This window comes from Fibrobacter sp. UBA4309, assembly GCF_002395745.1.
In the GTDB taxonomy this organism is placed as follows: Bacteria; Fibrobacterota; Fibrobacteria; order Fibrobacterales; family Fibrobacteraceae; genus Fibrobacter.
In genome coordinates this window covers 1-20,749 of the sequence record NZ_DGUN01000080.1, presented here as the reverse complement: position 1 = coordinate 20,749, position 20,749 = coordinate 1, and the positions used below count along the sequence as shown (strand labels likewise).

Annotated in this window: 19 protein-coding genes; 3 read left to right on the top strand and 16 right to left on the bottom strand. The window is 56.6% G+C overall.

Going from position 1 to position 20,749, the window contains the following annotated elements; genetic code table 11:
- Positions 1 to 3 precede the first annotated feature (3 nt).
- Entirely contained in the window at positions 4 to 876 is an 873-nt protein-coding gene (locus tag B3M32_RS12035) for a patatin-like phospholipase family protein (RefSeq protein WP_290747231.1), read from the bottom strand.
- On the bottom strand, positions 873 to 1,412 hold the full coding sequence (locus B3M32_RS12030; protein WP_290747230.1) for an NUDIX hydrolase: 540 nt from the start codon (positions 1,410 to 1,412) through the stop codon (positions 873 to 875). The genes B3M32_RS12035 and B3M32_RS12030 overlap by 4 nt, the downstream gene beginning before the upstream one ends.
- A 49-nt stretch (positions 1,413 to 1,461) precedes the next feature.
- On the opposite strand from B3M32_RS12030, the gene B3M32_RS12025 reads away from it, so the two are divergent.
- Positions 1,462 to 2,553 carry a serine hydrolase domain-containing protein gene (locus B3M32_RS12025; protein ID WP_290747228.1) on the top strand — a complete coding sequence of 364 codons (1,092 nt, stop codon included), beginning with the start codon at positions 1,462 to 1,464 and terminating at the stop codon, positions 2,551 to 2,553.
- Between the two features lie 81 nt (positions 2,554 to 2,634).
- Here the strand turns inward: B3M32_RS12025 and B3M32_RS12020 are convergent, their stop codons facing one another.
- The 10 genes from B3M32_RS12020 to B3M32_RS11975 form a co-directional block, all read right to left on the bottom strand.
- Positions 2,635 to 3,108, bottom strand: a complete 474-nt coding sequence (locus B3M32_RS12020; protein WP_290747226.1) for a TraR/DksA family transcriptional regulator — start codon at positions 3,106 to 3,108, stop codon at positions 2,635 to 2,637.
- Between the two features lie 86 nt (positions 3,109 to 3,194).
- Positions 3,195 to 4,112 carry an MlaD family protein gene (locus B3M32_RS12015; RefSeq protein ID WP_290747224.1) on the bottom strand — a complete coding sequence of 306 codons (918 nt, stop codon included), beginning with the start codon at positions 4,110 to 4,112 and terminating at the stop codon, positions 3,195 to 3,197.
- Position 4,113: 1 nt separating this feature from the next.
- Positions 4,114 to 5,130, bottom strand: coding sequence for an HPr(Ser) kinase/phosphatase (gene hprK, locus B3M32_RS12010; protein ID WP_290747222.1), 1,017 nt, complete (start codon positions 5,128 to 5,130; stop codon positions 4,114 to 4,116).
- A gap of 14 nt (positions 5,131 to 5,144) precedes the next feature.
- The gene (gene hpf, locus B3M32_RS12005) at positions 5,145 to 5,462 is read right to left on the bottom strand and encodes a ribosome hibernation-promoting factor, HPF/YfiA family (RefSeq protein WP_290747220.1); all 318 of its coding nucleotides are present in this window, start codon (positions 5,460 to 5,462) and stop codon (positions 5,145 to 5,147) included.
- Between the two features lie 174 nt (positions 5,463 to 5,636).
- On the bottom strand, positions 5,637 to 7,250 hold the full coding sequence (gene rpoN / locus B3M32_RS12000) for an RNA polymerase factor sigma-54 (protein WP_290747218.1): 1,614 nt from the start codon (positions 7,248 to 7,250) through the stop codon (positions 5,637 to 5,639).
- A 14-nt stretch (positions 7,251 to 7,264) separates the two neighbouring features.
- A complete protein-coding gene (lptB, locus tag B3M32_RS11995; RefSeq protein WP_290747216.1) occupies positions 7,265 to 8,002 on the bottom strand; it encodes an LPS export ABC transporter ATP-binding protein in 738 nt (245 codons plus the stop codon).
- Positions 7,999 to 9,423 carry a hypothetical protein gene (locus B3M32_RS11990; protein ID WP_290747214.1) on the bottom strand — a complete coding sequence of 475 codons (1,425 nt, stop codon included), beginning with the start codon at positions 9,421 to 9,423 and terminating at the stop codon, positions 7,999 to 8,001. Before B3M32_RS11990 ends, lptB begins: the two co-directional genes overlap by 4 nt.
- Entirely contained in the window at positions 9,420 to 10,265 is an 846-nt protein-coding gene (lptC, locus tag B3M32_RS11985) for an LPS export ABC transporter periplasmic protein LptC (RefSeq protein ID WP_290747212.1), read from the bottom strand. Before lptC ends, B3M32_RS11990 begins: the two co-directional genes overlap by 4 nt.
- Positions 10,266 to 10,268: 3 nt before the next feature.
- Positions 10,269 to 12,554 (bottom strand): glycosyltransferase, encoded by a 2,286-nt coding sequence (locus B3M32_RS11980; protein WP_290747210.1) that lies wholly within the window; start codon positions 12,552 to 12,554, stop codon positions 10,269 to 10,271.
- Between the two features lie 27 nt (positions 12,555 to 12,581).
- Positions 12,582 to 13,619 (bottom strand): glycosyltransferase family 4 protein, encoded by a 1,038-nt coding sequence (locus B3M32_RS11975; protein ID WP_290747208.1) that lies wholly within the window; start codon positions 13,617 to 13,619, stop codon positions 12,582 to 12,584.
- 65 nt (positions 13,620 to 13,684) lie between these two features.
- Between B3M32_RS11975 and B3M32_RS11970 the strand changes: the two genes are divergently transcribed.
- The gene (locus B3M32_RS11970) at positions 13,685 to 14,797 is read left to right on the top strand and encodes a glycosyltransferase (RefSeq protein WP_290747206.1); all 1,113 of its coding nucleotides are present in this window, start codon (positions 13,685 to 13,687) and stop codon (positions 14,795 to 14,797) included.
- Here B3M32_RS11970 and B3M32_RS11965 read toward each other — a convergent pair.
- A complete protein-coding gene (locus B3M32_RS11965; protein ID WP_290747204.1) occupies positions 14,768 to 15,754 on the bottom strand; it encodes a hypothetical protein in 987 nt (328 codons plus the stop codon). The genes B3M32_RS11970 and B3M32_RS11965 overlap by 30 nt on opposite strands.
- 333 nt (positions 15,755 to 16,087) lie before the next feature.
- On the opposite strand from B3M32_RS11965, the gene B3M32_RS11960 reads away from it, so the two are divergent.
- The gene (locus B3M32_RS11960) at positions 16,088 to 16,357 is read left to right on the top strand and encodes a type II toxin-antitoxin system RelB/DinJ family antitoxin (RefSeq protein ID WP_290747203.1); all 270 of its coding nucleotides are present in this window, start codon (positions 16,088 to 16,090) and stop codon (positions 16,355 to 16,357) included.
- Between the two features lie 30 nt (positions 16,358 to 16,387).
- Here the strand turns inward: B3M32_RS11960 and B3M32_RS11955 are convergent, their stop codons facing one another.
- The 3 genes from B3M32_RS11955 to B3M32_RS11945 form a co-directional block, all read right to left on the bottom strand.
- Positions 16,388 to 18,358: an LTA synthase family protein gene (locus B3M32_RS11955; RefSeq protein ID WP_290747202.1), complete on the bottom strand. Its 1,971-nt coding sequence runs from the start codon at positions 18,356 to 18,358 to the stop codon at positions 16,388 to 16,390.
- Between the two features lie 2 nt (positions 18,359 to 18,360).
- Positions 18,361 to 20,373 carry an LTA synthase family protein gene (locus tag B3M32_RS11950; protein ID WP_290747200.1) on the bottom strand — a complete coding sequence of 671 codons (2,013 nt, stop codon included), beginning with the start codon at positions 20,371 to 20,373 and terminating at the stop codon, positions 18,361 to 18,363.
- A gap of 21 nt (positions 20,374 to 20,394) precedes the next feature.
- Positions 20,395 to 20,749, bottom strand: a 355-nt coding sequence (locus tag B3M32_RS11945) for a 2-oxoacid:acceptor oxidoreductase family protein (RefSeq protein WP_290747198.1), incomplete at its 5' end; no start/stop codon positions are given.

Genomic DNA, 20,749 nt, shown 5'->3' with positions numbered 1-20,749 from the left:
ACGTCATTTACCCTCTAAGAAATTCAACAGCCTCGGCATGAGCGCTGTCATGTCCTTTACGCCGAGGTCATAAAGCCTCGCGAGTTTAGACTTGTCTTTTTCGAGGCGCGAGATATCGAAACTTTCACTCGGGCGGATTCTGAAAGCCGTGCCGCGATTGCACCATTCGTCCAGCGTTTTCAGGCACTGGTTATAGCGTTCGTGACGGCTCGCGACGGCCTCGATAAACTTCGGGTACTTGCGGTAGATGAGCTTGAAGAGCGGCACAAGCGAGTTCGGCTTTTTCACGTAGCCTTCGGGCTGCGTCACGATGACGACTTGCTTTTCGAATCCCTTCTTCGCCATGATTTCGAACGGGATGCTGTCGGCGACACCGCCGTCCAAAAGTTTCATGCCGTCGACTTCCACGATGTGGCTCATCAGCGGGAGCGATGCCGATGCGCGAATCCTGTCCATGCCTTCGGGCGTGTCGAGGTCGCGGGTCAGCAGGTAGGCCGCCTCGCCCGTTTCCAGGTTCGACGCGGCGGCGTAGAAATCGGACTCGGCCGCATTCTCGCGGAACTTCTCGAAATCGAACGGGTCGATAACGTAGGGAATCTGCCTGTAGCAGTAATCGACTTCAAAGAATTCGCCAGTGCGAAAGAGGTTTCCCCAGCCCATGTAGCGCTTGCTCGCCGAATGGACAACGTCGATGCGCCTGTTCCTTTCGCGCTGTTCGGAGATATAGCTGCAGAGGTGCGTGGCACCTGCGGACGTTCCTGCATAACCGCCGAACTTGAGTCCGTTATCGTGCATCACGTCAAGCACGCCCGAAAGGTAGGCGCCACGCATTCCGCCGCCTTCCAGCACGAGGGCCGCATTCCTGAACATCGTCATTTTGCATTCTCCATAAGCCACTGGTAATCTTTCGGGTGCTCCACGAACTTCTCGGGGTGCAGTTTGTGCTTCGCGAAAAATTCCTCGCGGGTCATCCAGACAAAATCGTCGACCTCGCTGGGTTGCGGCACGAGGGATGCAGCCTCCTCGTCCGTGAGGGTAGTCCTGTAAACGTCGTAGTATTCGTTATCGAGGTAGCTGCCGCCGTTGAGCACACTTTCGTGTGTCGCCTCGAATAAGTATTCGAGGTCGCGCGAACTCTTGCGCACGCCCAGTTCCTCGCGCAGTTCGCGCACGGCGGCGTTCACGCTGGTATCGCCCGCAGAGATATGCCCTGCGCAGCTCGTGTCCAAGAGGCCGGGGTTATTTTCCTTCACGCGGGCCCGCAGCTGGAAAAGAATTTTCCCTTCGGGGTTAAAAGCCCATACATGAATCGTGCGGTGCCACAGGCCCTCCGCATGCACGCGCGTGCGCCCGCAGGAATAACCCGCAGGGGTGCCGTCGGGGTTCAAGATGTCGATTTGTTCTTCTGCCATGGCAAATAAGATAATAAATGCTTTTGCTATAATTTTAAAAGAGGTCCCCATGGCATTTAACGAAAGCAACATCTTGCGGCTCCTGGAACAGGCCGAAGCCGCCGACGTGTTCCACAAGGCGGTCGCCGGGTTCATTCTGCCCGACGGCAGTACGCATGTAATTGCGTTCAACACGCCCGAAAACACCGTTTTCGACATTGCAAGCCTCACCAAGGTCTGCCCCACGTCGACGCTTGCACTGCGCTACATTCTCGAAGGCAAACTGGGCCTGGACACCAGAGTCGTCGACTTCATTCCCGAACTGCAGACAAACTACCGCGAAGACATCCGCATATTCCACCTGCTCACGCACAGCCTAGACTACCGCGTGCCCATGAAGACCCTGCGTACGCTACCGCCCGAAGGCATTCTGGACGCCCTGTTCACGTACCAGTTCGAAAAGGCTCCCGGCGCAGACTTCAACTACGGGAACCCGGCAAGCGTACTGCTCGGAATAATCCTGCAGCGGCTCACGGGCAAGGACCTGCAGCAACAGGGCCGCGAGCTATTCTTCGAACCGCTCGGCATGACCCGCAGCGGCTGGGATCCGCTCACCCGCGAATGGAACCGCATTCCGCGCGAAGAAATCGCGCCGACCGAAATCTGCGCCTTCCGTGGCCGCGAAATCCAGGGCGAAATCCACGACGAGAGCGCCTGGGTGTTGCGCCAGCTCTATCCCGTCGGCAGCGCCGGCATGTTCAGCTGCGTCCCCGACCTGCTCAAGTTCGTGAAGATGGTCCTGAACGACGGCAAGGCGGCTGGTGCCGACGGCAAGGAAATCCGCGTCGTTCCCGCGGGGATTCTCGAGATGGTGAGCGAGAACGCGTTCCTTAAGCCGGAGGCCCGTGCATACTCAAGTGCCGCGGGCGCCTGCACAGCCCTGGGCTGGGAACTTGCGCAGAGCAAGTTCATGGGGTCGCGCGTGTCGCCCCGCACCTTCGGCAAGACAGGCTTCACCGGGGCGAGCATCGTCGCCGACGCCATCGCAGGCGCCGCCGCGGTCCTGCTCAGCGACTTTACGTACCCGCACCGCGAAGCGAGCGCCGACCGCATCCACGCCTTCCGCGCCACGCTTTCCGACGCCTTCTTCGGCGCTCTATAAACCGACCGCAGGCCGCCATATACAAAGAATCCCGGCACCGCGGCCGGGACTCCCTGATGGTTAATTGAGAAATTCTAGGAACTAGCGCCCTGCATTCTTCTTCTGCAGTTCGCGACGCTGTTCTTCGGCGAACAGGCGGGCCATCTCGATACGGTTGTTTTCCTGTTCCTTCTTCTTGGTTTCTTCCTTGCAGTTCACGCACTTCGTGGCCGTAGGCACCGCCATGAGTCGCGTCTTCGGAATCAGCTGCTTGCAGACCTTGCAGATGCCGAAGGTACCCTTCCTGATTCGCTGGAGGGCTTCTTCGAGGTAAACCAGGTACTTGCCTTCGCGGGCCGCCAGGGAGAAGGTCGTCTCGAGGGCGTTGTAGTCCGTCGCGGAGTCGGCACTGTCCGAATCGCCGCCGTCGCCCGACTGGCTTTTCTGCCCGTGAAACGCGTTGGCCTTTTCGGATTCGCTCTGCGCAGTCACCAGCTGACGACGTTTTTCAACAAGCATTTCCTCGAAAAACTTAAGGTCTGCATCACTCATTTTAGCGGGTTTCTTCTCAGCCATATAAACTCCTTTTTTGGGGTTCCGACGACAGGTTCGTCATTGTCCGTGTTAAATTATCTTTTTTTTACAAAAAAATCTATCTACACTTAAAAAATATCGACATTTATCTGGAGGCCTCCTTTCTTGATATGGGCCGTAAGGCTGTCTATATCCCTCAAAATGGCCTCTATCTCGCTTACGAGGGCCCCTTTTTTGGAAACAATGAGTCCGGCGGTGTTGTCGTCTTGTTCCAACTTGGACGAAAGGCCGTCCATTTCCGCCTTGAGATTGTCCAGTTTTGCGCTAAGGGAATCGAGCCTTTCCACAATCACCTGGGCTTTCTCGATAGTGGCCCCGCTTTCCTTGGGCACCGCATCGGCAATGGCCTTCGCCTTCTGCAGCGTCTGGTCGCACTTCTCAATGATTTCCTCGACAGTTTCCTTCCAGGTGCCCGCCGCGTTCTTCGTGAGCGTCACGATCTTGCCGCTCTTTTTCACGATGCGGTCAATGCGCTGGCCGGAACTGCCCGTAGTCACGGAATCCTTCAGGGCGACCATCTTGTCCTTGATTTCCATCAGGCTTTCCATGGCCGCGAACAGGTCCTTCGAAATGCCCGAAGTGCCGTTATCGTAGATACCGTTCACGGTATCGCCGTCGGCGATAAGGTCCGGGGAATCTCCGGTGAGCACGCTCATCTCGCGTTCGCCCATGAGTCCCGACGTAATCAGGCGGAATTCCGAGTTCCGGGGAATCTTGGTATCGGCAAGCACCTCGGCCGTAACGTACACGGCGTCGTCGGTAAGCTGCACCTTCAGAATCTGGCCCTTTGAAATGCCGCGCACGCCCACGCGGTTGCCGGGCGAAAGCGTACCGATGGCCTCGTAACGCACCACGAACCTGTAACGCTCATGGTAAGGGCTAGACGGATGGTTCAGGTACCACGCCGTACAGCAACCGACAATAATTGTCGTTGCCGCAACGAACGGGAACATGTTCGACCTTATCTTATCTACAATCCGGTTCATGTTATTCGTAAGGATCCCATTGCTGAGGATTCATGTCGAGCAGGTCGTCGGAATATTCTCCCTTCGCCTTCGCCTTTATTTTCTGCATCAGGCTCTCGTTGAATTCCGCCGCGACATTCTGCCCGTTCAGCTTCATCAACGAATTCATGGCAATAACCTCGCTGATAACCGTCAGGTTCTTGCCCGGGGCGACAGGAATGACCACCTTCGGGATAGGCACGCCCATCACCACTTCTTCACTTTCGTTGAGGCCTGTGCGGTCATAAGACACGTCGCGGCTCCACTGCTGGAGTTCCACGATCACTTCGATCTTCTTCACCTTGCGGATAGCGTGGATACCGAACATGGAACGGATATCGAGAATGCCAACCCCGCGGATTTCCATGTGGTGGCGGATAAGCGGGTCGGGACGCCCGATAATGATGTTTCCGACATGGCTGATATGCACCACGTCGTCGGCGACCATGCGGTGACCGCTTTCGACAAGGTCCAGGACGCATTCCGACTTGCCGACGTTGCTATCGCCCACAAAGAGCATGCCCACGCCGTAGACGTCGACAAGGCTCCCGTGAATTATCGCGTGCGGCGCGAAGAACTCTTCGAGGATTCGCTGGGCGACCTTGTTGAACTCGTACGTATGGAGCGTCGTAGAAAACAGCGGGATATGGAGGCGCGTGCACATTTCCTTGAGTTCAGGGTGCGGCATCTGCGCATGGGTCACGACCCACATCGGCGCCTTGAACACGGAAAGCGCATCGAACACCTTCTGGCGACCTTCGTGCCCGAGCGATTCCAGGTAGTTCCACTCGGTATGGCCTACGACCTGGATCTGCTGGGAACTGTACACCTTGGTATACCCCGCCATGGCAAGGCCCGGGCGGTGGATACCACCTTCGGCAATGTTCGACTCCATGTCCTCTTCAGGAGTATGGACGGCGAGCTGAAGGTCTTTCCCGTAACGGAAAAAAAAGTCTCGCACCGAGAGCTTCTCTCGGTGCAACACTTTGATGTCTTTCAATCTAGATTCTGCCATTATACCAGATTGGCCGTCGGCTGGGCGCGGTGATCGTTCTGTTTGTCGTTAGCCTTCTTCAGCTGCACCTTGATACGTTCCAGAGTCACGTCCACGGCCTTGCCCATGTTTTCTTCGTCGGCAGAAGCGGCAATCGTATTGCCCGTGATGCTCACGGAAATTTCGCAATGACGGAGATGCTCTACTTCGTGGTCGAGAACAACGGAGGCCCCGGTAATGTTCGGGTAAAACTTGGCAAGTTTGTCCATTTCTTCCTGGATACGGTCCTGGAGACCAGCGGATGCATTGAAGTGACGAGCAGAAAACTGAATATCCATTATGATACCTCCGTAATTTTAGATGGCAATTTTAGGCTTTTTCGCCTGCATCTAGAGTATATACATCTTTTTTTCGGAAAAAAGCAAGTATTTTGTCTAAAAAAACACCACTTTTATCGTCCTAATTGGAATAATGCCCGTTTTTTGGCGAAATTGGCGTAATTCAACAAATTTTTACACCTGTTTACGGAGCCTGGCGGGCAAGATCTTGAGTTCTTCTTCGCGGTACTTGGCCACGGTACGGCGGGCCACCTTGATGCCCTGGGCAGCCAGGGCGTCGGCCAGGGCCTGGTCCGAAAGCGGTTTTTTCTTGTCTTCGGAATCCACAAGCGCCTTGATGGCGTCCAGAATCTGTGCCGATCCCACGACCTCGTCGCTGTCGGAACTTCCCTGCTTTACGCCAGAGGTAAAGAACTGCTTCAGCTCGAATATGCCGTAAGGCGTCTCCACGTACTTACCGTTGGTGACGCGGCTGACCGTAGAGAGGTCGCGTCCGACCTCGTCGGCAATCTCCTGCAGAATCATCGGCTTCAAGAAAGCGGGCCCCTTCTTGAAAAAATCGCCCTGGCGCTTGACAATGGCACGCATCACCTGCTCCATGGTGCTGAAGCGGTTGTCCACCGACTTTATAAAGTCATTCGCCTTCGTAAGGTTGCTCTGGATATAGTCGCGGTCCGCCTTGCTCAAGTGCTTGTCGTTCAGCATGGAGGCGTACGTCTTGTTGATGCGCAGGCGCTTCTGTATGGGCGGCTTGAAACATTCCACCTCTACGCGGCCCTTCTTTATAGACACGCTCATATCGGCGGACTTGACCTGCGTCGGGGTCGCCGAAATCTGCAATCCCGGATGCGGGGCGAGTCTCGAGAGGCTCGCGACGGCCTGCTGCACGGCATCGGTGGCAATCCCCATGTCCTTCGCGATCTTGCCGTAGCGTAGCGCCATCAGGTCGTCAAAGTGGCCCTCGAGAATCTTGATGGCGACTTCGGGGAAATCGTCTATGGCCATCGCCTGGATCAAAAAGCTTTCTTGCAGGTTGCGGGCGCCGATGCCGCGCGGCTTGAAGCTCTGCAGCACGTGTATGGATTCCACCACGGGCAGGCTCGCCGATTCCAGCGGGATCTCGTTGCGCAGCACGCGCTCGATTTCGACAATGAACTTGTCGTTGTCGGCCAGCACCTTCATCATCGCGGTTTCGTCGGCACTCTGCAAAAAACCGTTCTCGTCGAGGCTGTCTATAAGGTAGCCCACCAGCTCGCGGAACTTTTCTTCGGAGCATCCCGCCTTCTTGAGCTGTTCCAGGAGTTCGCGCGTGCCGTTCCATTCCCGCAGCTGGTCGTGGAGCCTATCCTGCAGACTCGCATCGCGGTCTTTTTGCGGGCGGTCCCAGGCATCGTCGGCATCGGCACTGGTGCTGTTCAGGTCCTTGAAGGGAGCGTCCACGTCGTTCGAGCCGTCTTCCAGGCGCTTGACCCAATCCTCGGCAGACGTGTTGTCCAGAATGTCGTAGTCCATGTCGGCGCTGTCTTCGAGCGTGCCGCGTTCAAAATCCATCTCTTCGACGCCCGACGCCGATTCGGGAGCGCTGTCTTCGGCGGGGCTTTCGAGCGATTCCGTATCGTCGGGGATTTCGTCGTCGAGTTCCAGCAGCGGGTTTGCCTCGATTTCGTCCTTGATGGCCGTCTCGAGTTCAAGCGAGTTCTTTTGCAGAATGGCGATGGACTGGAGCATCTGCGGAGAGATGTTCTGTTCCAGGCGTTGGCTCTGCCCCAGCTGCATTCCTACATCCATACACTTCCCTTTCGCTAGTCGAGGCGGAAACTGTCGCCTAGATAGATATGGCGGGCTTCCGGATCGTTCGCCAGGTATTCCGACGAACCTTCGGTGAGCACCTGGCTCTTGTACATGATATAGGCGCGGTCAGTAATCGAAAGCGTTTCGCGGACGTTATGGTCGGTAATGAGCACGCCCATGCCGCGTTCCTTGAGTCCCGAAATAATGGACTGGATGTCGGCCACCGCGATGGGGTCGATACCCGCGAACGGTTCGTCCAGAAGCAAGAAAGAAGGATCGCTTGCCAGCGCGCGGGCAATCTCGAGACGGCGCCGCTCGCCGCCCGAACAGCTCATGGACTTTGTCTTGCGGATATGCGTAATCTTGAATTCTTCGAGAAGCTGTTCCAGACGCATCTTGCGCTCGCGGCGCTTGAGTCCCTGCGTTTCCAGAATGGCCATTATGTTGTCTTCAACGGAAAGCTTGCGGAATATGGACGCCTCCTGTGGCAGGTAACCTACGCCCAGGCGGGCACGCTTGTACATGGGCTTGTCCGTCATCTCGATGTCGTCGAGGAATATATGCCCGGAATCAGGGCGCACCATGCCCACAATCATGTAGAAAGACGTCGTCTTGCCGGCGCCGTTAGGCCCGAGCAGCCCGACAATTTCGCCCTGGGACACACTGATAGAAACGTCGCTCACCACCTGGCGACCGCCGTAGATCTTGCGCAACTTGTCCGTGCGAATGGTGCTTACCAAGTTCTTCATTTTTTCCCTGCCCCTTCCTCGGCTTTCTGTGTTTCCTTAGCCTTTTCTTGAGCTTTCTTCTGTTCAATCGCGCGATGCATGAGCTTGTTCCTCATTTCTTCGGCACGGTTCCTGCGCTCTTCGACTTTCGAATCCACTTTTTCCGACGTTGCGGATTTAGGCTTTTCTGCTTGCTTTACATTATGGTTTTTTCCGCCACGGCTGTCAACCGCATAGGCGTCCAATTTCGTCTTTTGGGCCTGAATTATCGAATCGGCCTTGGCCTTCGCCTTGTTGCGGCTTTCCTTCTCGAGATCTATGTAGCGTCCGCTCGCGAGATTCGAACGCCCCAGGAGCTTCAGCGACTTCACCGCGTTCTTCTGTGCATCGAAAAGGATATTGATGGTATCGCCCGCGGCCTCGTTCTTGCCGCTTACGGTGCGGTCCTTCTTTACGTAGAAGTACGTACTCTGCGCCTTGCCCGAAACCACGGCACGGTCCATCTTGCCCTTCTTGAAGAACAGGTCGAGCCGGTCGCCGTCCATCAGGTTGCGGTAATCGGGCAGGTCGGTCTCGTAAAAGAACCCCTTCGCGTTCAGGTTCACGTAGAGCCGCTCTATCTTGCCGTTTGCGAACTCGCAGTACAGCGTATCGCCAAACGCCTCGGTCACGCTGCCCGGGGCACCCTTCTTGGGGTCTTCTTGCTGCACGCCGTGCGCGTTGCGGATTACGAGCGCCGACTGCAGCGACTTGCCCGTCTCGTCGAGCACCAGGAATATGGAATCGCCCGTGAGATGGTAGTTCTTCATTTCGCATGTGGGATGGCCCTTGAGGCTCAGCCAGTTGTTCTTGCGGTCAAAGTAGCCCGTATCGCAGGTAACCACCATGTCGCTCTGCACCACCTTCACGTCGTTGAACGCCTCGGCAAAGGATTCCTTCTTGTTGAACACAATCCTGCGCGCCTCGACAGTCACCGTATCGGTGGAGCCGTCGCCCTTCTTTTCGAACTGGAACAGCTTGGGCTTGCTCGGCATGTTCAAGATTTCGTTTTCGCGGTCGTAGATAAGGTGTTCGCCGGTGAGCATGTACGAACCCGCGGAATCGGCCGCATGCACGTCGCCCGTGGCTGTAGCGAGCTGGCGTTTCTTGTTGTACATGCCCGAATTCGCCTGGATGTAACCCGACGGGTGCGTAAAGAGGAACCCTCCGTCGCACTGCACTACCTCGATATTCTTGTTCCAGGTGGCCCGTTGCGTGCGGAACTGGATGCTGTCGTGCACAAAGAATACCTTGCCCTCGAGCAGCAGGGAACCGTGGGTACGCGCCACGTTCAAAATATCCGCATGCTTCATGATAAGCGGGGAACTCTGCGCAAACGCCTGCACGCCAAAGACGGCGGCAAAACAGACCGCAAAAAGCAGCTGTCCAAAGGGGCGCATCATTCCTTGGCTCCCCCTGCGGGCGTCTCGCCGTTTTCACCGTCCATATGCTTCTTGGCATGGGCGCGCAACGCCTTCATGTGCTCCACCTTCTCGCGGGCCTTCTTGTTTTCTTCGACTGCCAGGGAATCTTCGGGCGAAAGCGCCTGCGGCGCGGCCGGCTTGGGAATCAATTTCGGGATGGCCCGCTTGGACGAAGACGAGACCACCACCGAACTAGACGACTTGGCGGTCGAATCCGCCTTTTCCAAGTGCACGGCCTCTTTCTTGTCTTCTTCCTTGAGGCGCTTGGCGGCGTCCTGGAAAATGCCGGTCACCTGCGAAAGGATTTTCCAGTTGTCCATCTTGGCGTCGCTTTCGAATCCCTTGCCTTGCAACACGTCGCCTTCTTCGCTCACCACGCGCACAAAGCTTTCGGTACGCACCAGGTTGTCCTTCTTGTTCCACAGCAGGGAATCCGCGCGCACCGAGGCGCCCTTCGGCGTCAAGGCGTACACATGTCCGAAGGCGCTCACGTAGGTAAACTTCATGTCCATGCTGCCGGAATCCGCGCGCAAAAACGCCACGCGTTCGCCGAGCGAATCGAAGATATCCACCAGCACGGGGCGTACAAATACGATTTCCTTGTCGGCCCAGCGTTCCAGGTAGGCCGTTTTCAGCTTCCAGTTGAGCACGTCCTTGTCGTAGCTGTCCAGGAGCGTGGTATCGGTAAACAGCATGATCGGGCGGTCCACCTGGATCCACGGCTTTTCTTCTTCGATTTCTTCGCAGCCCGCGAACAGCGCCACCACGGCAAGCCACAGGGCCGCGTTCCACGCACAGAGCAATTTCTTAAAAGTATCCATGCGCTACGCCTTCTTCTTGTAAAGGGAATCCAAAAGGCCCTGCCGCCACAGCGTAAACAGCAGGCCGATAACCGCGGCCACAAAGACGAGAACATCTTGGTAGAACTCGAAATGCAAAGTCGAATTGACGCTGATATAAAGCACGAGCAAAGCGGCAATCCAGAGCACCTGCGCGAACAGGGTCGCCTTGTAAGGCCAGTAACCCAGGCGCACCAGGTAGACGTTCATCCAGACGCACTGTAGCAGCTGGTAAGACGCCGTGGCAAGCGCCGCGCCGGCAAGGCCGAAACGCGGAATCAGGAGCGCGTTCATCCCGAGCGCAAACAGGAGCGTCACCACGTTCAGCTTGAGCATAAAGCGGCTGTTGCCCATGCCGTTGATAACCGTACCCGAAAGCCCGAAGAACCCGTTGAGCAGGTTGCCGAACAAAAGGATGCCGAGCACTTCCGGGTTCATCACGAACGACTTGCCCGCAATCATCAGCACCTCGTCGGGGAACAGCACAATAAAGAACCCGATGCCAAGCTGGATAAGCGTCACCATGGCCACGCAATAGCTGTACGTCTCCTTCAGGTCCTTGCCGTAACGCTCGGGACTCATGCCCGCCACCACGGGCAAAAGGATAGGCGCATAGCTCAGGCTGATCGTACGCAGTCCGTTCGAGATAGTCACCATGAGCGCGTACACGCCAGCAGGGCCCGGTCCCAAGAAGAGCAGGACCATCCACAAGTCCATGCGCAACAACAGCGAAATCACCACTTCCGAAAAACCGAGAGGAAGCGCGTAGCGGAACAGCTTGGGATCAACACCGTTCTTGGGAAACCAGAGCATGTTGGGGAACTGCTTTGCCACGAGCCATGCAAGCATTATGGCTCCCACGCAGTTCGCGCTGAACAGGCCCATGGGGAGCGCATGGTCGCCCACGCCGCAAAAGTGCAGCCCGAGCGCAATGAGCGGAGCCAAAGTCGCTACCGCGAAATCGTTCACGAAAATCTTGTATTGCGGCTTGCGGTTGCCTTCGGAAGCGCCCGAAAGCACGTGGATAACGGCCCAGGGGAGCAGCGCCCCGAAGAACAGAGCGTTATCAAGAACCGAAAGGCTCGAAAGGCTCGGCGAATACTTGTGCAGCCCGAAGAACGACGCGAGCACGCCCAGGCCGAAAATGCAGATAGCCATCATCACCGCGCGCCACATGGATTCCGAAACGCCGTAATAGGCGGGCCTGCCCAGCAGGCGGTTCTGCGGAATAAACCAGTGCAGGCCCTTGTCGAGCCCAAGCACCGCCACGCGGCTCAGCATGAGCATCAGCAACTGCACCGAAACATAGATACCGAAAACTTCCTTGTCGAACACGCGGGCGACCACGATCATGAGCACCGGGCCCGCCACCTTGAAGATTGTCCCGAGCACGGAGAAAAGCGAACTCTGCATCAGGTACTTCTTGTCGGTCGAGAAGTCGTCTTTCTGCTCGACCTGTTTCGTGGCGTTCTGCCAGGGCTGTTCGCGCAGGTTCGTGCCGACCATCTTTCTCTTCTCGAAACGCTTCCACAAGAACTTGTAGAAGAACCATTCCATGCACATGCTCGGCAGGTGGTGGTACATGAAGCGTTCCATAAACGTCCAACGCACCGATTTCCTGTTCACGCGGCGGAAGCTCGTATAGCACCAAAGTTCCTTATGATAGCCGCGCTTGCCGTACTTGAGCATGCGATGGATAATTTCGTGGTCCATCAGGGTAAAGGGCCAGATCGACGTGGAAAAGCCGCCGCATCTGAGGAACGGGTCGCTACGGAAGAAATGCCCGTAGCCGCCGGAGAAACAGCGGTCGGCAAAGTGCGACGCCAGGGCATAGCACTTGTCGATAAAGTTCGACTGTTCTTCCTTGGGCCATTCCTCGTTCAGGCCGAACGCAAGGTAACAGCTGTAGTCGGGATTCTCGCGGAACAGCCTATCTGCAAGTTCCAGGCTGTGCGGCGGGAACCATGTATCGGCGTCGGTACAGACCGTGTATTCCGTCTCGATGTGCGTGCAGCCCTGTTCCAGGGCGTTCGCCTTGCCCTTGCGGGTTTCGTGGAGAATTTCGTAGGGCACGGTGCTGTTTTCGAGAATCTTCTTCGCGACCTCCACGGAATCGTCCGTGGAATCGTTGTCGATCAGCACGAGCTTGGCGGGCAAAAGGGTCTGTTGCAGCAAGCTATCGAGAAGCCTAGGCAAGAATTCCCTTTCGTTGTAGAAAGGGATCAATACGGTAAAGCCCGGGAGGTAGCTGTCCTTCGCCTTGATTTCCATAGCCCAAAGATAAAAAAATTCGAGGTGCTAGCGCGCAAACAGGGAACACCACCTGGAACGATTGGCATCCCAGGAATTGCGGCGCATGTACTCGAGCGCCCCCGACTCCTTCGCGGCAATCGTGCCCGTGCGTGCATCGGCGAGGGCGCGGGCCATGGCTTCGCGGAGCTTGGCCACATGTTCTTCACCGCTATCGTAGTGGTACGCGTACAGGCAACTGGAAGCGGCCTGAATGTCGCGCACGCCGGCGATGTCAGGGCATACCACCGTCTTGCCGTAAGAGCAGGCGAGCAGGACAGTGCCCGAGTTGAGGGCGGAATCGTAAGAGTAGGGGGCCACCAGGAACGAGGCCGCCCGCAGGTAGGCCGAAAGCTCGGAATCCGGCACGAATCCCGGTGCAAAGACGACGTTCTTATGGCCCGATACGCTTTCTGTTAATTTGTTCGAATATTCCTTCGGGCGCGCGTTACCGCAAACCAGGAGTACGGCATCGTCAAAGTCGAAGGCGTCCAGCAGCACCTCGATATTCTTGTACGGGCGGATAGCCCCGAGGAACAGCACGATCGGCATGTCGGCCGCAATGCCAAACTTCTTGCGGATATCCGCATCGCATTCCGGGTAAGAACCGAAGTAGTCGCCGTGCGGCACCAGTACCACCTTGTGCAGGTACGGCTGCAAGTAGGGCAGTTCGCGGCTCCCCTCGCTCATGATATGGATGACCGTCGAAAAGCGCAACAAGAGAGCGCGCAAGATGCGGTTGTACACGGGCACTCCGCCGTGCGGGACCGTATTGTGGATGGTCCACACGATCCGCTTGCGCGAAAAAATCACGCGCAGCAAAATGTAGAATCGGTAAAGGAAAGACCACAGGGAAAGGCTCTGGTCGAACCAGTTGAAATGGTAAACGTCTTGCCGGAACTCCTCGCCCTTCTTTTGCTTGGCGAGGTCCAGGAACCCGGAACACTCGAAACCGCCCTCGTCGCGGAGAAGGCGCGCGAGATTCGCGAGAAAGTGATTCGTCGCGTTTTCGCAGGTGGGATAAAAGCAGACTTTGACCTTGTCCATAGTGTACCTACGCAAATATACATCTATTTTGCCGGACGGTCTCCCAAAAATACTACATTAGCAACATGACGAAAATACCGTACGCGATGGCGATAGGCAACTGGTTGCCCTACAGCGAGACCTTCATCTACGACCAAGTGAAGCATGCGAAGAAATTCGAGCCGTACGTCATCGCCCGCGGCCTGAACCCGGCCAGGGAAAACTTCCCCTACGATCACGTCACCTCGCTCGGCCCCGTCGCACGGATGCTCTACTATGCGGCACTCCCCTGCGGCAAGTTCGTAAACGTCATAAAGGAAAGCGGTTCGCGGTTCGTGCACGCGCATTTCGGTACGAACGGGGCGCTCGTCTCGGCAACCGCGAAAAAAGCCGGAGTCCCGCTCATCGTGACGCTCCACGGCGTAGACGTAGGAATCCTGCTGAACCCGCACATCCCCGTCGACTACCTGTTTTACAAGCGCACGTACAAGAGGATGTTCGATACGGCACAGCTATTGCTCCCCGCCTCGCAGGAGTTGGCCGACTGCCTCGTACAGCTGGGCGCCCCCGAAAGCAAGATTCACGTGCACAGGCTCGGCGTCGACACTTCGGCATTCACGCCGTTCAGGCGCCCCGAACGCCCCGCCCAGTTCCTGATGATCGGCCGCCAGGTCGAAAAGAAGGGTTTCGAGTACGGCATCCGCGCCTTCGCGAAGATTGCGGGCAAGCACCAGGATTCCTCTCTCACGCTCATAGGCAAGGGCCCGCTGCAAGAACAGCTCCAAAGCCTCGCCGCGGAACTCAGCATTGCAGACAAAGTCATTTTCAAGGGAAGCGTTGCCGCACAGCTGATGCCCGAGCTTCTCGCGAACTACGACGTACTCGTGGCACCATGCATCGTCGCCAAAAACAACGACCGCGACTCGGGACTCATCGTGCTCAAGGAAGCGGGCGCAAGCGCCATGGCGAGCATCGGCACGTACTGCGGAGGCCTCCCCGAAATCATCGACGACGGGCGCACAGGATACCTTGTTGGCCAGCGCGACATCGACAAACTGGCGGAGGGCATGGACTCCCTCGCCAGCGACTACAACCTGCGCATGCAAATGGGCATTGCCGCCCGCGCCAAGATGGAAGCGGAATACGACACCGTCAAGCAGAACGAGAAGCTAGAAGAACTTTTTGGAAAGATCGTCTAGAGCCTTCCTGATATCGTACAGCAGGCGGTAATGGACCACCTGTGCTTCGTCCTTCTTGCCGTTCCTCAGTTGCAACAATCCGATATACTCGCCAATGGAATCCCTCCCGAAAGTCAGGTCTTCCATTTCCCAGAAACGCTCCCCGTCACGGCTGCCGATGTACCTTATGGAAATGAAGGGATGCATCTCTCCCTTGTTGTTTAATCCCCAGAGGTCAATTTCGTCGCCTTCGCTGTCATGCAGGGCAAAGGCATGGATTCCCGTGCTCGCGTTCTTTGCGGAGTGTTTCAAGTCAAGGACATAAAAAAGGACCCCGTTGCCGGAGAATGTGCCTCCCTGCGCCACGGCGTCTTCCCATTCCTCGGGACTCAAGTCGGCATGCCGGAAATTCAGGACGTAGTGTCCAACCGCATTCAAGGTTTCCCCGTTTCGGAAATCGCGGGAATACTCGTAAACCACCTGCCCGTACGACGAATACAGGTGTCCGTTTGCCGGATTCACGGCAACCCAGGCGGCGCCCTTCTGCAAGTCCTCGGGCAAGAATCCGAACTTGACAAAATTCAGTTCCTTATCGAACACAATAATTATCGGGACGGCCTTCCTCGTAGTCAGGGGATGCCTACGCCCCGTTGTGGCAACATACAGGTAGTCCCCATAGCACGAGATGCCTCCGAAATGGCGGTAGAAACCATCCTTCAGAAACCGGTTTACCCTGAGCAGGTGATTTTTCACGACAACCTTATGCGTTTTCTTGGAAACCTTGAATATCTCCCACTGGTTTGTAAGGTAATAGTTTTCGTTGTCGTGGGATATCCCCTGCATCTCATCGACATTGATACCCTCGCTCCATTCGCCTTCTTCCACCAGCAATCCCACATTGAAGAACCCTTGCGGAATCCTGGTCACCAGGGGGCCATCGTAATCGTTGTCGGTCTGTGCCGTAAAGTCAATGTACATTCCACTAGGATCGGCATAAGCGTGCAACCCCAGCAAAGGCAAGATGCACAACAAAAGAAGGAAATGTTTTATACGACAGGTTATCATGTTTTCGGTATACAAGATAATCAAGCAAAAACTCGTCGGGAAAGAAAAGACCTGATTTCTTGACAGAGTGCAATTTTTTAGGGATAGATATCATTAAAAAAAAAGCTCATTTTTCGAGAAAAATCCGTCTTATAGGATAGACAGGAGCCGTTTTCCTGTTCGCCATGCGGGGCCGCCGCATCCATTTTACAACAATAACACTACAAATACTTTACATTTGGAACTTTTTGTTGTATATTTAGAGGTATGAGTACTGTGGTTACAAACATTCGAATAGACAAGGAGCTAAAAGCTCAAGCCACCGAACTATTCAATGACCTGGGATTGACCCTTTCCCAGGCGTTTACCGTTTTCCTGAAACAGGCCGTTTTGCACCACGGCCTTCCCTTTGCCGTCACCAGGCCCCCGTCCAAAGAACTCCTCGAAGCTATTCGGGAAGGCGAACAACTCGCCCGCGATCCCGACGCCAAGACATACGCTACACCTCAGGAGTTATGGGACGAGCTCGGCATATGAAAAAGGCTTGATTCGGGAAATAGGATCGCGTCAGGGCATCAGCTTGTTCTTTGTCACCACGAATTCCCAGGCGTGGGCGGCGGCGCGCATCTTCGCGGTTGTCTCGGCGAGAAGCTTTTCATCCACAGTGACGCTGCGTCCCGAAACGAATCCTTCGACCGGGCGAGAAACGTCCCAGTCCGCTTTCCAACTGGCGGTGCGCACGGCGGCGGGCTCGGTATCGTCCATGCCCGCGAAGAACGCGAGGGAATCGATACGGTAGGCGATTTCGCCTTGGCGGAAAGAATACACGCCGGGAAGTTCACGTAACAGCACGGCAGAAGAATCCGCGGAATCGGGCGGAACCGCTTTCGAAATAAGCTTTGCGCCCATGAAATGGTTGGAGACGTCGAGCCCGAGGAAGTCGACAACCGACGAGGCGATGCTTCCCTGCGATACGGGACGCAGGTCCATTGTCCGTTCGGCACCCGCTCCGGCGAAAATCAGCGACACCCAGGTCTCGCCTTCGTGAATCTTGCCGAGGCGTTCCGATTCCGCCGTCTGCGCGCTGTTCGGGTACGAATGGTCCCCCACCAGAATGAACAGCGTACTGTTCGCGCGCGGCCCGCGCTCCACCTCGTTCACGATAATCCCGAGGGCGCTGTCCATGTAGGCTTCGGCACGCAAGTAGGCCGCTTCTGCATCGGCAGGGCGTTCGCCCATGTCGGCAGGCAGGTCGAACGGGATATGCATACTGCGGCTCATCCAGTGGAAGAACAGCGGCTTACCTTTATCGCGTTCACGGTACATTTCCACGAAGCGACGCGCGAGCGCGACATCGTTGTCGTTTTCCGGCTTGAATTCGTTATAGTCGAACCACTTCTGTTGCCACACGAGTTCGTTATCGAACTTGGGATCGGCACCGCAAAGCACCTGTCTATTGTAACCCGCCGCCTGCAGCACATCGCCAATCGAACGCATGCGCGTGTTGGGATAGTTGTACAGGAACGTCGCGCGCGGGTGGCTCGGCACGCCCACCATGATGCCGAGGAAACCTTCGATGGACGGATAGCCCACGCTGTGCGCGTTCGGATAATAGGTACCGCTTAAAACGAGCTTGCAAAGGTTCGGGAAACGCATGCAGCTCCTGGTGCGCATGTCGCTTGTCCAACCGCGCAGGCTCTCGATATTGAAAAGGATGATGTCCGGACGCTCGTCGAGGGGGCGCGCTTTGAAAGCATCGAGGCTTGCCTTCTCCACCGCATCCGCATTAGCGGAATCGCCGCCGGCCCAATGCCAGAACGGATATTCCGCATCGGGATTGCCACCCAGCGCAAGGATTCCTTCGCGGTAATCGGCCGGCGGCTCCAGCGACTCGAACGCATGCAAAACTTCTTCCACAAGCACGTATGGGATAGGCTTGATGCGCGGCCAGCGGCGGTGCGACGGGTTGAACCACATGTGCGACGTGCAGCCGAGAATGGCAAACACGAGAATCGCTACGACAGGCGCCACGAAAGACTTATGGAACGGACGCGCGACGGCACGCTCCAGGCGGTTCCCACGCGAAAAGATTGCAAGACCGACGATGGCCGCGACCACCGTAAAGAAACTGAACAGGAAATGGAACGCGCCTTCCTTGAAGATGCTTGCGACAAGGCCCGTATCGGATACGGCACCCATATAAGTCCCGATGAACGAGAAAGAGAGCCTCTGGTTCATCCAGCGCATGATTTCGTCATCGGTACCGCAGGCAAAAAGGTACACACCCGCAAGAACGACCGAAACGATTTTTACAATGCGCAGCCCGCGACCCTTGACCACAAGCGAAACGGCCTGCAAGCAGAATGCCGACGCCATGATGATTCCGATATCGGCAAACATCGTGTGCCACAAAAAACGGTTCCAGTCGGCCACGAACGGCCCGCCCGTCGGGGCGTTGCACAGGTACAGCGCACAGAGCTGCACCACGCGGGCAACGACCACAATCAACGCAAAGAAGAACCAGTAGAAGCGCGACATGGTTACCTCTGGGGAGGAGGCAGCAGCTTGTTCTTGTTGATGACGTATTCCCAGGCATGGCCCGCGGCGCGCATCTTGCGGAAGGTCTCGGCGTATTTGGCGGCGGCGTTCTCGATAACCTTGCCCGTCACGAATCCTTCGGCGGGGTGAGACGTATCCCAGGTGGGCTCGAGCACGGTCTCGAAGGCGCTCACGAGCGTTGAATCCTGGATGTTCGCGATGTAGGTGACCGAGTCGGTAATCATCGTCATGTCGCCCATGCGGAACGCGAATACCGGCCTATGTTTAGACGCGGCATGGAAAACGATGGTGTAGTCTACGCCATCGAACGCAGCAGGCGGATCGAGTTCAAGGAGGCTCTCCCCGACAAAAAATTCGGTAGCCCCATAAAGGAAGATGTAATCTAGAACCGTCGGCGCAATATCCACCTGCGAAACAGGCGTCGTGACGACTTTCGGTTCGATATTCGGGCCTGCGACAATGAGCGGAACCCACGTATAACCGTCATGCACACCACCGATAAAATTCGATACGCGATGCTGTGCATTGTTCGCAAACGCATGGTCACCCACGAGCACGAACAAAGTATTGTCGGCATTCGGACCCTTGGCCACTTCGTCCATCACGATGCCCACGGCGCTATCCATGTAGGCGAGCGAACGCACATAGGCGACTTCCGGATCGCTCGGCGTGGGGCCGTATTCCTTGGGCAACGAGAACGGCACGTGGCTCGTGGTGCTCATCCAGTCGAAGAACAGCGGTTGCCCTGCAGGGCGCTTTGCGTAAAGTTCGCGGAAACGGTTCGCGATGGGGACGTCGTGCTGGTTCTCGGGCTTGTATTCCGAATAGTCGAACCACTTGGCGAACCACGGGTGCAAATTGTCAAAACTCGGTTCGGTGGCGGTGAGTACCATGCGGTAGTAACCCGCTTCGCCCAAGATTTCGGGCAGGGCACGCATGCGCGTATTCGGGTAGTCCGAGAGGAAGGTTGTCTGCGGATGCGCCCACACTCCGGCAAGGACGCCCAAGAAGCCTTCGATGGAGGGGTAGCCCACGCTGTGCGCGTTCGGGAAATAGAGACCGCTCTTCGCGAGCTTGCAGATGTTCGGGAGCTTTTCGCATGTCGCGGGGACGCGGATGTCGCCGGTCCAGCCGCGGAACGTTTCTATCACGAAGAAGATGATATCGGGTTTGCGGTCGCCCCTTGCCTTGAATTGCTCAATATCGTGCTGACGGTATTGTTCGCATTCGCTTGCAGAGGCCGTGCAATCCTCGAAGGGGTAATCTGCGAGGGGGAAGCCGCCGAGCAACTCTATGCCCTCGGCATAGTCGCCGCGCTTTTCGGCTTCCGTGAGCTTGTACTTGATTTCGTCTACCAGCCGGAAAGCGACCGGCGCGATGCGCTTCCAGCGCATGTTGCTCGGCGCGAACCAGTTCTTCGACGTGAGTCCCGTAATCGCAAGCGCAAGCGCTATCCCGAGGCAGATCCAATTCTTGACCGCCGCGCGGTTCTTTACCGCAACAACTGCCCCTTCGCTCCACTTCGCGAACATCTTCCTATAAAGAAACACCGTCCCGACAATTCCCGCAATCACGATGAACGTCGTGAGCAGAAAGTGCCATGCACCGCCCAAAAACACGCGGCCCACCAGGCCCATGTCCGATGCGGCAAGCGCGTATGTGGTGATGAACGAAAGCGAAAGGTGCTGGCCCATCCAGCGCATAATCTCGTCGTCAGTCCCGGCAGCCACCATGTAGGCGATTCCGAGAGCGAGGAAAGCGATGCCCGCAATCTTCCGTGCCTTCCCGCGAAGCAGCGTGCAGAGCAGCCCGCCCGCAAAGGCAAGCGCCATCACGACGCCGGCTTCAATTACCAGCGTATGGGGGAAAAATCTGTACCAGCGGTCCACAATCGGGCCGCCCGTGGGCGCGTCCGTAAAGTACAATACGCAAAGGAGTACCAGGCGGGTACTCCAGAGCGTCAAACCGAACCAAAACCAGTAGAAGTTTCTCATTTCCCCTTTCGCGGTTTCAGGTTACCCTTCGCGGCCGAGCATGAAGGCCTTCTTGTTGCCTTCATGGAACTTTTCGGCGAAAAGCTTGTTCAAGGCGACCGTCCACTGTTCCACGGTGAAGTCGAAATGCTTGCTCAGCTTGCCGAGCATCGCGACGTTCAGGGCCTTCACGTTCTCGAGCTTCGAGACATCGATGTCGGCCGGAGTGAGGAGCACGCCGCCCTGCTTGAGGAAGGCCTCGTTCACCACGACCTGCGTCTCGTCGAATACCACCAGGTAGTCGGCTTCGCCCGTCGGGATCATCGGGGACTGCACTTCTTCATCTTTTGCAAAGCGCACGTCAGAAGCAATAGAACCGCCGCGCTGGCTCATGCCG

Excerpts from the sequence above, each read along its gene's own strand:
- B3M32_RS12035 (WP_290747231.1), bottom strand. The coding sequence starts at position 876 with ATGACGATGTTCAGGAATGCGGCCCTCGTGCTGGAAGGCGGCGGAATG.
- B3M32_RS12030 (WP_290747230.1), bottom strand. The coding sequence starts at position 1,412 with ATGGCAGAAGAACAAATCGACATCTTGAACCCCGACGGCACCCCTGCG.
- B3M32_RS12025 (WP_290747228.1), top strand. The coding sequence starts at position 1,462 with ATGGCATTTAACGAAAGCAACATCTTGCGGCTCCTGGAACAGGCCGAA.
- B3M32_RS12020 (WP_290747226.1), bottom strand. The coding sequence starts at position 3,108 with ATGGCTGAGAAGAAACCCGCTAAAATGAGTGATGCAGACCTTAAGTTT.
- B3M32_RS12015 (WP_290747224.1), bottom strand. The coding sequence starts at position 4,112 with ATGAACCGGATTGTAGATAAGATAAGGTCGAACATGTTCCCGTTCGTT.
- hpf (WP_290747220.1), bottom strand. The coding sequence starts at position 5,462 with ATGGATATTCAGTTTTCTGCTCGTCACTTCAATGCATCCGCTGGTCTC.
- rpoN (WP_290747218.1), bottom strand. The coding sequence starts at position 7,250 with ATGGATGTAGGAATGCAGCTGGGGCAGAGCCAACGCCTGGAACAGAAC.
- lptB (WP_290747216.1), bottom strand. The coding sequence starts at position 8,002 with ATGAAGAACTTGGTAAGCACCATTCGCACGGACAAGTTGCGCAAGATC.
- B3M32_RS11990 (WP_290747214.1), bottom strand. The coding sequence starts at position 9,423 with ATGATGCGCCCCTTTGGACAGCTGCTTTTTGCGGTCTGTTTTGCCGCC.
- lptC (WP_290747212.1), bottom strand. The coding sequence starts at position 10,265 with ATGGATACTTTTAAGAAATTGCTCTGTGCGTGGAACGCGGCCCTGTGG.
- B3M32_RS11980 (WP_290747210.1), bottom strand. The coding sequence starts at position 12,554 with ATGGAAATCAAGGCGAAGGACAGCTACCTCCCGGGCTTTACCGTATTG.
- B3M32_RS11975 (WP_290747208.1), bottom strand. The coding sequence starts at position 13,619 with ATGGACAAGGTCAAAGTCTGCTTTTATCCCACCTGCGAAAACGCGACG.
- B3M32_RS11970 (WP_290747206.1), top strand. The coding sequence starts at position 13,685 with ATGACGAAAATACCGTACGCGATGGCGATAGGCAACTGGTTGCCCTAC.
- B3M32_RS11965 (WP_290747204.1), bottom strand. The coding sequence starts at position 15,754 with ATGTACATTGACTTTACGGCACAGACCGACAACGATTACGATGGCCCC.
- B3M32_RS11960 (WP_290747203.1), top strand. The coding sequence starts at position 16,088 with ATGAGTACTGTGGTTACAAACATTCGAATAGACAAGGAGCTAAAAGCT.
- B3M32_RS11955 (WP_290747202.1), bottom strand. The coding sequence starts at position 18,358 with ATGTCGCGCTTCTACTGGTTCTTCTTTGCGTTGATTGTGGTCGTTGCC.
- B3M32_RS11950 (WP_290747200.1), bottom strand. The coding sequence starts at position 20,373 with ATGAGAAACTTCTACTGGTTTTGGTTCGGTTTGACGCTCTGGAGTACC.